Origin of the sequence: Sulfitobacter dubius, from assembly GCF_900113435.1 — a bacterium.
GTDB classification, from domain to species: Bacteria; Pseudomonadota; Alphaproteobacteria; order Rhodobacterales; family Rhodobacteraceae; genus Sulfitobacter; species Sulfitobacter dubius.
Window position 1 is genome coordinate 1240735 of sequence record NZ_FOPG01000001.1, and the last position, 10092, is coordinate 1250826.

Annotated in this window: 8 protein-coding genes; 3 read left to right on the forward strand and 5 right to left on the reverse strand. The window is 60.5% G+C overall.

Annotated elements, in window-relative coordinates; translation table 11 throughout:
* Positions 1-28 precede the first annotated feature (28 nt).
* Positions 29-928 carry a CpsD/CapB family tyrosine-protein kinase gene (locus BM229_RS06030; protein WP_093926722.1) on the forward strand — a complete coding sequence of 300 codons (900 nt, stop codon included), beginning with the start codon at positions 29-31 and terminating at the stop codon, positions 926-928.
* 114 nt (positions 929-1042) lie between these two features.
* Positions 1043-2344, forward strand: coding sequence for a GumC family protein (locus tag BM229_RS06035; protein ID WP_093926723.1), 1302 nt, complete (start codon positions 1043-1045; stop codon positions 2342-2344).
* Positions 2345-2351: 7 nt separating this feature from the next.
* On the opposite strand, the gene BM229_RS06040 is transcribed toward BM229_RS06035, so the two are convergent.
* On the reverse strand, positions 2352-3662 hold the full coding sequence (locus BM229_RS06040; protein ID WP_093927234.1) for an oligosaccharide flippase family protein: 1311 nt from the start codon (positions 3660-3662) through the stop codon (positions 2352-2354).
* A 159-nt stretch (positions 3663-3821) separates the two neighbouring features.
* On the opposite strand from BM229_RS06040, the gene BM229_RS06045 reads away from it, so the two are divergent.
* Positions 3822-5027 (forward strand): glycosyltransferase family 4 protein, encoded by a 1206-nt coding sequence (locus BM229_RS06045; protein ID WP_093926724.1) that lies wholly within the window; start codon positions 3822-3824, stop codon positions 5025-5027.
* Here BM229_RS06045 and BM229_RS06050 read toward each other — a convergent pair.
* Genes BM229_RS06050 through BM229_RS06065 form a run of 4 tightly spaced genes read right to left on the reverse strand, consistent with a single transcriptional unit; the run spans position 5024 to position 10092 of the window.
* Positions 5024-5878, reverse strand: coding sequence for a glycosyltransferase family 2 protein (locus BM229_RS06050; RefSeq protein WP_093926725.1), 855 nt, complete (start codon positions 5876-5878; stop codon positions 5024-5026). The genes BM229_RS06045 and BM229_RS06050 overlap by 4 nt on opposite strands.
* The gene (locus BM229_RS06055; RefSeq protein WP_093926726.1) at positions 5869-8463 is read right to left on the reverse strand and encodes a ribosomal eL19 family protein; all 2595 of its coding nucleotides are present in this window, start codon (positions 8461-8463) and stop codon (positions 5869-5871) included. The genes BM229_RS06050 and BM229_RS06055 overlap by 10 nt, the downstream gene beginning before the upstream one ends.
* Positions 8460-9404, reverse strand: a complete 945-nt coding sequence (locus BM229_RS06060; protein ID WP_093926727.1) for a hypothetical protein — start codon at positions 9402-9404, stop codon at positions 8460-8462. Before BM229_RS06060 ends, BM229_RS06055 begins: the two co-directional genes overlap by 4 nt.
* 4 nt (positions 9405-9408) lie before the next feature.
* Positions 9409-10092, reverse strand: a complete 684-nt coding sequence (locus BM229_RS06065; RefSeq protein ID WP_093926728.1) for a 4'-phosphopantetheinyl transferase family protein — start codon at positions 10090-10092, stop codon at positions 9409-9411.

The window sequence follows — 10092 nt, forward strand, 5'->3', positions numbered from 1 at the left end:
CATGTTTAGAAAATCGAAAGGGAACAAGATGAAGGATCTTTACGCATCTGACGCCCTCGGGGCGGACAACAGCGATGTTTTGGCGACCTTTGGCGGCCCGGGGATGCGGCACAGCATCCGCCCGCGTCGTACAGTGATGGATAATGAGGACGAGTTCGACGGCGATCTGTCCTTCGAGGAGCCTCTGCCCGTCGCCGCCCCTAAGATCACGCAATACGTCAGCGATGACCGCGCCCCACGTTGGCAAGACCTGCCCATCGCAACACCCGGCCCCGGTGGGGACATGCCGCTGGTCGATGATCACCGTAACAGCGCGGCCGCACGGGCCTTTGATCTGCTGCGCACGCGTCTGCGTCAGACGATATTGGAACATGGCTGGGTGAATATCGCCGTCACCGCGCCCACGTCAGGCTGCGGCAATACTTTCTCAGCCACCAATTTGGCGCTGAGCCTGTCCCGAGTGCCGGGATCACGGACTGTCCTGATGGATATGAATATGCGCAATCCCGGTCTGGCCCGCGCATTTGACACGGACGCCCCCGGTGCAATGAGCGACCTTTTGGCCGGTCGGACCAGTCTGGGCCAGCAGATGGTTCGTGTAAGCGATACGTTGGCGCTTGGCCTGAATGACCAACCCGAGGTGAACGCCGCCGAAATCCTTCAAGACAGCGCAACGGCCGAAACCTTGCTGCGGATGCGCGCGACGCTCCAGCCAGAGATCGTCCTATATGACATGCCGCCTATGTTGGAGCATGACGACCTGTCGGCCTTCTTGCCTCAGCTTGACGGGGTATTGTTGATCTCTGACGGCAGTCAGACCATGGCGCGGCATCTGCGTGAATGTGAACGTATGCTTGAAGGTCAGGTGCCGCTTTTGGGCATCGTCCTGAACCGTGCCCGGTCTTCAAGCCTTCCGAAATATGCCTGACACCCCCTGTCTTTGCGCCTGTTAGCGCCCTATTATCGCCCAAGTCTTCTGGTCTAGGCAGGGAAACCCCGCCAAGCAATGGACTGGGGGCCAAAGCAGGTTGGAAAGAGGCACATGGGACCGATCTATACATTCGATGACATCATCGACATGCTGCGCCGCCGCGCGGGCGTTATTATTCTGGTCACGCTTTTGGGCTGTGTCGCTTCGGTATTTTGGGCGCTGTCGATCGCCCATGTTTATCAATCTTCCGAAGTCATTCAGATCGAACAGCCCAAGATCGCCAATGATCTTGCCCCTTCTACCGTCGAAGGGTCGTCAGCCCGTCGCCTGCAATTGATCGAACAGCAGTTGATGGCACGCGGAACGCTTGTCGACATCATTCAAAGATTTGGCCTCTATGAAGACCTGACCGCGCTGCGGATGTCAGAAAAAGTCGACCTGCTGCGCCGTTCCGTCACAATTACAGGGGTCGCAGCCCCGCGTGAGGGCTTTGCCGATGATGGCACCATCTCGGTGATGACCTTCACCGCCGAGATGGGCAACCCAGCCGATGCGCAGGCCGTGGCCCGCGAATTTGCCGACCGCACCCGCCAGATGTCTGCCGCGCAGCGTCAAAGCCAGACCCTCGAAACCTTGGAGTTTTTCCAACGCCAAGAGCAAAACTTGATCCGCGATATTTCTACGCTTGAGGCTGAATTGGCCAACTACCGCGCCGAAAATGATCTTTCCCTCGAAGGCAGTCTAGAATTTCGCCGCGGCGAGATCAGCAGCTTGAATGACGCGATCCTAGAGCTTGATCGTGAGATCATCGCCACGCGGCTGGCCCGTGACCGGGTGAACCCCGACGCCCGCGCCGCCACCATCGCCCGCGAACAGGCTGAGCTGGACGCCACGATGGAAAGCCTCACAACACAGCGTGATTTGCTACAAGAACAGCGCGAGACACTGACCGCAAGCCTGCAAACCTCGCCAGAGGTTGAGCGTGAATTGGCCCGGTTTGAGCGCCGGATGACCCAATTGCAAAACCAGTTGGAAGTAATCACAGCCCGGCGCAATGAGGCCGAAGTCGGCTTCTCGCTCGAAACCGATCAGCGCGGCGAAAAACTGATCACGCTTGAGCAGGCCGAACTGCCCGAATATCCAGTCTCGGCCAGCCGCAAAAAGCTTGCTATCATCGGCGGCCTCGCCAGCATTATGCTAAGTCTGTTCGTCGCCTTCCTGCTCGAATTGCGCCGCCCAGTGATCCGTTCGGCCCGCCAAATGACCCGCGAAACGGGCTTGATCCCTGTGGTGTCGATCCCCGACCTCAGCCCGCATGAAAAGCGCCGCACCTTGGGCAAGGTCTGGCAGGAACGGCTGAACGCTGGCAAACAAGGCCGCGCAGCACGATTGGCGCGTCAGCAAAAGGGCTAAGCGTTCGCTAGACCGTGGCGCTGAGACCCAGCACCCGATCCCAGTGCAGCCAAACTGCCAAAGCGCCAAGCCCTACCCCCAGCAAGGCAAATGTCAGATCATGGCGCGCATCCCAAACACCATGCGCCCGCGCCAACCAGATCAGCACGAGATGTGAAAGCAGCATCGCCACGCCCAGACCAAACAGCGCGCCGGGCAGCCCGGCATAGATCACGCCCGCCAGCAACATACCGATCTGCAGGCTAGCCCGAGAGGCGGAAGAGATGAAAAAACGCCGCGAATCCCCTGCGGCCAGCGCGGCTTGATCGTAGGTCATCCCGATCACCTGCGGCATCAATGCAAGCGACAGCATCACCAGAATAGCCCCGCTTTGCAGATACCGTGGGTCATAAAGAACCGACACCAGCCACGGCCCCGCCAGTGCCATTACCGCCAGCAACGCCAGCAGCCCGCCGCTCAACCCATAGCGCATCCGTCGCAGCTTTGGCTGATCGCCGCCCCCCGCCTCGCGGTAAATCGGGATCATCACCCGGGCGGTCACATTCTGCCCCAGCATGAGCGGGAAACTGGCAAGGAAATAGCCGATATTATAGATTCCGAGCCCTTCGAGCGAGAGGAACTTGCCCAAGATCGCCTTGTCACCTTGGCTGGCAAAGAACCAAAACATCGTGGATAGGAATATCCACTTGCCGAAATGCACCAGTTCTTGCACCGCGGGTCGCTCCCAGCGGAATTGGTTGCCCGGCCCCGGCAAAAACGCATGGGTCAGCGCCAGTTTTGCCAGCGCGCCCACCACGCCGCCCACGACCAGCGCTGCCACAGATTGATAGATCACCGCACCGATGATCATCACGATGATTCCAATGACCTGCGACGCCAGATCCAATAGCGTCAGCCGCCCCATCTGCAAATGCCGATGCGCGGTCTCAATCCTTGTGGGATTGAACCCGGCGATCACAAGGCTCAGCGCCGCGATGGGCAGATAAACCAGCAGCGATGGCTCGCCATAGAACACCGCCACCGGCCATGACAGCGCGCAGGCCGCAAGCCATAGCCCCCCCCCCCGGATTGCTTGGATCGTCCAGGCGGTATTTAGAAAATCCCGGTCATCGCCCCGTTTGCTCTGGGCGATAGACGGTCCGATACCCACATCCGAAAACAGCGTCAGCCCAACGATCACCACTTGTATCAAGGCCATGAGCCCAAAGGCTTCGGGGAACAGGAGGCGCGTCAGGATCAGGTTTGACGCCAGCCGGATCGCTTGGGCACCACCATAGCCCAGCACAATCCAAGAAGTTGAACGCAGGGCGCGGGCCATCAGGCGATTGCCTGTCACCGCTTGGGAAACCTTTGAAAACACCCGATATCGCGCCTTTGCCACTTCTTTCCGAAAGACTAAAGGCTTGCCCGCCCTTGTGCCAGTGGCAAGCAGGCGGGTAACAATGATTATCGCCCCCAGCCCAAGGCCCGCGCCCCCGTGAAGATCGCCTATATCCTCAACACCTACCCGCAGCCCTCGCATTCCTTCATCCGGCGCGAGATCGCGGCGTTGGAGGCGGCGGGCCATGAGGTTTTGCGTTTCGCCATGCGCGGCCCAGATGTGCCGCTGATTGATGCGCAAGATAAGGCCGAGCATGCACGCACGCATTATGTCTTGGCCGCCGGTGGCACGGCGCTTGTCGCTGCCAGTCTGCGCGGTTTGCTCAGGTCGCCCGCGCAATTCATCAAGGCACTACGGGATGTCCGACAGGCCGCACGCCAGGCCGAGACGGGGCTTTTGCGGCATCTCATCTATCTTGCCGAAGCTTGCTACCTGCGCGATCAGTTGGAGGGCAGCGGCGTCGAACATCTGCACGCGCATTTCGGCACCAATGCCACCATGGTCGCAATGCTCTGCCACAGTTTGGGCGGGCCGCGCTATAGTTTCACCACCCATGGCCCCGAAGAATTCGACAGCCCCCGCGCGCTGTCCCTTGGCACGAAAATTCACCATGCCGCCTTTGCGGTAGCGATCAGCCAATTTGGGCGCAGCCAACTTTGCCGCTGGGCCGATCCTGCCGATTGGCCGCGCATCAAAGTGGTGCATTGCGGAATAGAGCCTGCCAAATTCCCCACCCCTGCGCCCCTACCCGATGGCGAACGTCGCTTGGTCTCCATCGGTCGTTTCGTTGAGCAAAAGGGCCAGATCGCCCTGATCGAAGCGATGGGGCAGCTGCGTGACAGCCATCCCGATCTGCATCTGACGCTGATTGGTGACGGCGAATTGCGCCGCGCGATTGAGGCCGAGATTGCCCACCATGGCCTTGCAGACCGCGTCACACTGACCGGCTGGGTCGATGAAGCCCGCGTCACCTCCGAACTCGCCGCCGCCCATGCGTTGGTCATGCCCAGCTTTGCCGAAGGATTGCCCATGGTGGTGATGGAGGCCATGGCCGCCGCTCGCCCGGTGATCGCCACCTATATCGCAGGCACACCGGAGTTGGTGCAGCCCGGCGAAACCGGTTGGCTTGTGCCTGCCGGTGATGTCACCGCTTTGGCCGAGGCAATGACAGCGCTACATGACGCACCCTTAGCGGCATTAAATGGCATGGGGGCAAAGGCCCGCACGCGTGTTTTCGCACGCCATGACGTCACCCGCGAGGCCGCCAAATTGGCCGAATTCATACAAGATGTTGCCCATTAACGCCCCCGCACCCAGCGATTTGCACTGCGAAAGACAGGGGCGTGGATCGTCAGACGCACGGCGATAAAGACGATACCCCCCAACGGATCGCTGAGCACGCGTCTCCAGAAAGGGCGCATGTCATCATGCGCATCATCGTTTCGCATCAGTTCGGGAAAGAGCCGCCCCACCTCGGCCACGCCCGCATCCTGCCGCCGCCGCACACGCACCAGTGACGCGAATCCTTCGATCATCGGCCAATCATATGTGGCGGCCACCGCAATACGTTCTTCGGGGCGGAAGTTCAGCCGCGCAAAGGTATCATCCGAGATGATGTTCGGCCAATCCCCCCAACGCGCCCGCCCTGCTCGGTTCATCGCAAAGATACCAAACCCCGGCACGCCGTGGGTCATAAAGCCTGTCGTGCGCCAAAAACGTGTGTAATGGCGCGTTACCCAATCGCCCATTGTAGTCACCCGTGGGACCCCGCTGGCATAGCGCGGCGCAGCGTCGACCAGCACTTCGGCCAACTGCCCCAACAAGGGCGGGGAGACCAAAACATCGGCGTCGAGATAGACCAAGACTTCACCTCGCGCTGCCGCCTCGCCCGCGTTCCACGCGCTAAGCTTGCTGCCTTCGGTTAGTTCCAGCACCCGCAACGTCCAGCCCCGCCCTTTGAAAACCGATGCTTCCCTGCGGGCCACTTCGGCGGTCGCGTCAGTGCAACCGTTGGCCACGACAATCACCTCAACCGGCCCCGAGACCGGGCCAGATGCGCAGAGCGCATCGAGGCAAGCAGGCAGCCAATCCGCCTCATCATGGGCGGGGATCAGGATACTGACCCCCGAAAATTTGGCAGCCGCTAGCGCCATGTGGACACTGCATCCCACCGCGGGTTGTCATCCGAGAGGTAGCGCAGCGCGCCCCAAGACCCCCATTTTGTGGGGGTATAAACGTCGGCGAAATGGGTGAACAATTGCCCGCCGACAGCCTCCCAACCGGCCATCAGATCAGTATAAAGCGCGCCCATCTCAGGCGTGTAATTGAGGTGGTGAAAGAAGTCGGTCAACGCCTCGTTGTCTACCTGCGAACCAAGCCCAACCACATGGGTGCCGCCCTCATACATCACCAAATCAAGGTCATGCGCCCGCGCCACGGCTGCGTGATAGGGCCAAACACGGCCGATCAAATCGGCCAACGTATCATTTTCAAGCCCACTGGCGCCGCCATTGCGCAGGTCTTGGGCCGCGAGGGCCGAGGCCGCGTCATAGCGATGTGTCTCTATATACGCCTCTAGGTCGGCCCCGCTAAGCGCCTGCGCCTCTCCCTTCGCGCGGGCGGTGGCAAGACTGTCGGACAGCCAGCCGTTCACCATCTCGGCATTATCCTCCAGCCCCAGCACTCCGCCGAAGTATCCGGTGATGGCGTAGGCATCAAATGCAGTGGCGGGCGGGTTGTTTCCTTCTTTTTCTGCGACATAAAGCGGTGCGTCCAGCACTTCGGTTTCCAATCCCAGCCACCCCGTCTGGCTGGAAATCACATTGCGCAACCCTGTGTCTGCTTTGTCGCCGAAGACATCCGTCCAAATCCGCGCAACTTCGGCGGCGCGGAAGCCGTAGAACTGCATTCCCTTTTCGGCTTCTCCCCAACGGGCTTGGGCCATTTCATCGGCCCAGCGGGTCTGAGCGAACTGCCAGTTCCAAACCTCATTGGAGAATTCAACATAGGTGGTCAGGTCTGTGTCCAACGTCTCTAATACATAGGTCGAGAATTCGGTGACATAGGCATCTTCTGCCAGATGCGGCATGTTGAACCACGGGTCGATCTTTAGCTCATTTGCCAGCGCCACCATGACTTCAACCGGCACGCCGCGCAGGGCATAAGTCACATCCTCAGGGCGTGGGCGATTTTCCCACGTGGCGATGGGGCTGTCATTGGTGCCCATCCAATCCATAAAGCGCAGAACCTTCATCCCCGTCAGATGCTGGGTCCAATCCGGGTTGAACCGTGCGCCTGCATCAAAAGCGGCGGCCCGATCCTCGCGCACCACGGTGATATCGCGCGGCGGGTCGCTCCGATGCATCCGTTGAATGCGAATTTCCACGCTGCCCGGCCCCGGTGCATAGTCGAACCGGACCTCATTCTTGCCATAGCGTACATTCTTGGCCCGCCCCGCAACCTCGATCACGCCTGTGCCATTGAACCGCAGCAAATAACGCCCTTCTAGCGATGCTGCCTCCTTTGGCATATCGGTCAGGATCAGCGTGCCGATACTGCCCAATTCCCGTGGCATCTTGATCGGCCAGCCCTCTGCACTGAGGTAGCCGCCGTCAACCAATTGCGCATATTCCATACCGCCAAAGCGCCCCGGCATATGGCCAAGCCATGGGCGCGCGGTTTTCATCAGATCAAGAAACGGCGCCTGAACGCTCCAATCGGTAACACTGGCAAGGTTGGTGCCCATAGCGCGCGTGCCTTTGACAGCACTCTCGGGTGCGACGATTTCAAAGGGGGCACTGAGCACTGGCGCCGGAGGCATTTCGGCCTGCGTGTTCACAGTTTCTGCTGTCGCCGGTGGCCCCGTGGGGGTGATCGGCGCGGTCTGTGCATTGTCGTCTGCCGCCGGGCGCGACGCCGGGGGAACCGGCACCACGGCGCTGCTTTGATAGGCGCGCACCGCATCCCACGCCACACGCTGAAGTTCTCGTGCGAGATCGGGGGGGGGTGTTTCAAATGCCTTGCCCCAGCGATTGTTGAAGTCGCTCGGTAACCCCAACGGGTTTTTGCCCGTCAGCGTAGCGTATTGCGCCATCGCAACGAAATAATGGCCAAGATCGTTCAGGTGAATGTCATCCGCAAAAAGCGCGTCGATCTGGGTCAGCCCCGGCACGCGGTCGGCTGCAATCTCATCGTATAGCTGTGCCATCGCCTGCCCGGCTGGGATCAACTCAATCGTTGCGCTGTCTGAACTGCGCCCTTCCGCAACAGAGGCCGCGATCCCCTCCCATACCGGCAGATCACTTTCCAACCGCTCGCGCCACGGGATATGGGCATTGTCGTCGTATTCAACAGTTTCACCGCTGCCGCTTTTTAGCGAATGCCACGTCTCTTGCAGATAGACCTTTGCCGCAGGGTTGGCATTTGCAGCAAGGTCAAAGAATGCCTGCACGTAAACTTCGGTATCCGACCAGCGCGTGTGATTGGCCAGCGGGATCGCCTCGGTCAAGATCAGATGGGTGGTTTGCCCCTCGGGCAGCACGACGCGTGCATCAACGCCTTCGGCGCTGGACGATTCCTGCCAATTATGACGTAGGGGCGCACCGTTGATGATCTGGGCGCGCACCTCGCCCTGCCCCAATCCGGCCCGCAGCGTCTCTTGCAGCATATCCGGCCCGTCAGTGCCAAACAGGCTATGCCCCACCATGAGAACGGAAAACAGACTGCCCAGACCGCTCATGCTGCGACCCCGCTGTCGGGATGGGCGCGAACGACATCCCAGACCACGCGTTGCATTAGTTGGGCGGCCTCAGCACTTGGCGTATTGGCTGGGGTGCCATCGGCGCGGTTCAATTGATGCGGCAGGCCCGCCGGGTCACGGTGATAAAGCGTCGCGTAATGGGTCAGCGCCACAAGATAGGCCCCCTGATCGTTAAAATGGATCGTGTCCGAGCGACCATTATCGTCGCGCGAGAATAAATCATGCAGGCTGACAATACCGCCAACCCCACCAGTCTGCTCAACCGCACGGACAAAGGCCGCCATGGCCTGACCGGCGGGGATCAGATGCACAGGCACCTCAGAGTGATGCAAAGCGGGGTAGAGCACCTCATCGCGCCAGTATTTGTCAAGGTCACGGTCGATGCGGTTTAGCCAGCCGTTACCATCATCGGTGTGGTGCCATGTTTCATAAAGGTAAATGCGGGTATCGGGACGGGCCTCATGTGCCAGACTGGCCCAGCGGGCAAGGTAGTCAGGGCTGTCGTGATAACGAATGGCATCGGCAATTTCGACCATCTCGGTCAACACCACGGCGTCATAATCGCCCGATCCTATGGCAGCGCGGGCCGGACGGTGCTGCGCGTGATCGTTGGAGCGTTCAAATCCGTTAATCGCCTCATCCGGCTCCCAATGTTCGCGCAGGGAGGTGCCCCACCCGGTCTGACTGTGAAAACTGTGCCCCGCCCCCACCATCTGCGCCAGCATCGCGGGCATGTCGTGGCCCACCAATGAATGCCCCAGATGGTAAACCTGCATAGGACCATTCGGCGCGGTCAACGGCATGGCATAGAGGTCCTTCGCGCAATCTTGTACCTGCGCCCGGCGAAAGAACCACGTCCCGCCGCCAAGGCTGGCAAGGGCGGCTCCGCCTAGAAAAACGCGGCGTGACAGTGCGACCATGGGATCAAGCTCCTTTGCGATCAATCTGCCCAATCGCCACCCCGCTGACAAGGTGGCCCGCCACAAGGGCGACCCGCCCCGGCAGCTTCTCGCCGCGGGTAAAGCATTCAGTGGCTTGGGTAAATTCCGCCTCAAATGCGGTGGCGCCCTCGGTCAATGTGACCTCTAACTGGTCAAAGCCGAACAGCGTTTTCGTCAGTGGATACTGCGCTTTATAGGCCGCTTCTTTGGCGCAGAAGATGCGTTTGGCAGCCCCCAACGGCGCCTGCCCTTGCAGACGGGCGACCTCTATTGGGCTACAGACTTCTTGCAGCAGGTCTGCGGGCAGCGGGCCGTCGTCTTCGATATCCACGCCAAGGGCGCGCATGTCGCTTTGGGGTGCCAGCACGGCGATACACCAATCCGCGCAATGGCTAATTGACCCCACAAGCCCCGGCGGCCAGATCGGCGCGCGATCGGAGGTGGCGAGAATGGGTTCAGGCGCATATCCAAGTTGACGCATCGCATCTCGTGCCGCGCTGCGGCCGGCGGTGAACTCTGCGATCCGTGCAGGTCGCGCGCGGGCGATCAAGGTGGCTTCGCCCTCCCACAAGACTGGATGAACAGCGTCAGGCCGCGTTACGGCCACGGCGACAGGCAGGTCAAACAACCTGCGCACCGCCGCCGCAATCTCGGCCTCTTGGGTCAT

Excerpts from the sequence above, each read along its gene's own strand:
- BM229_RS06030 (WP_093926722.1), top strand. The coding sequence starts at position 29 with ATGAAGGATCTTTACGCATCTGACGCCCTCGGGGCGGACAACAGCGAT.
- BM229_RS06035 (WP_093926723.1), top strand. The coding sequence starts at position 1,043 with ATGGGACCGATCTATACATTCGATGACATCATCGACATGCTGCGCCGC.
- BM229_RS06040 (WP_093927234.1), bottom strand. The coding sequence starts at position 3,662 with ATGGCCCGCGCCCTGCGTTCAACTTCTTGGATTGTGCTGGGCTATGGT.
- BM229_RS06050 (WP_093926725.1), bottom strand. The coding sequence starts at position 5,878 with ATGGCGCTAGCGGCTGCCAAATTTTCGGGGGTCAGTATCCTGATCCCC.
- BM229_RS06055 (WP_093926726.1), bottom strand. The coding sequence starts at position 8,463 with ATGAGCGGTCTGGGCAGTCTGTTTTCCGTTCTCATGGTGGGGCATAGC.
- BM229_RS06060 (WP_093926727.1), bottom strand. The coding sequence starts at position 9,404 with ATGGTCGCACTGTCACGCCGCGTTTTTCTAGGCGGAGCCGCCCTTGCC.
- BM229_RS06065 (WP_093926728.1), bottom strand. The coding sequence starts at position 10,092 with ATGACCCAAGAGGCCGAGATTGCGGCGGCGGTGCGCAGGTTGTTTGAC.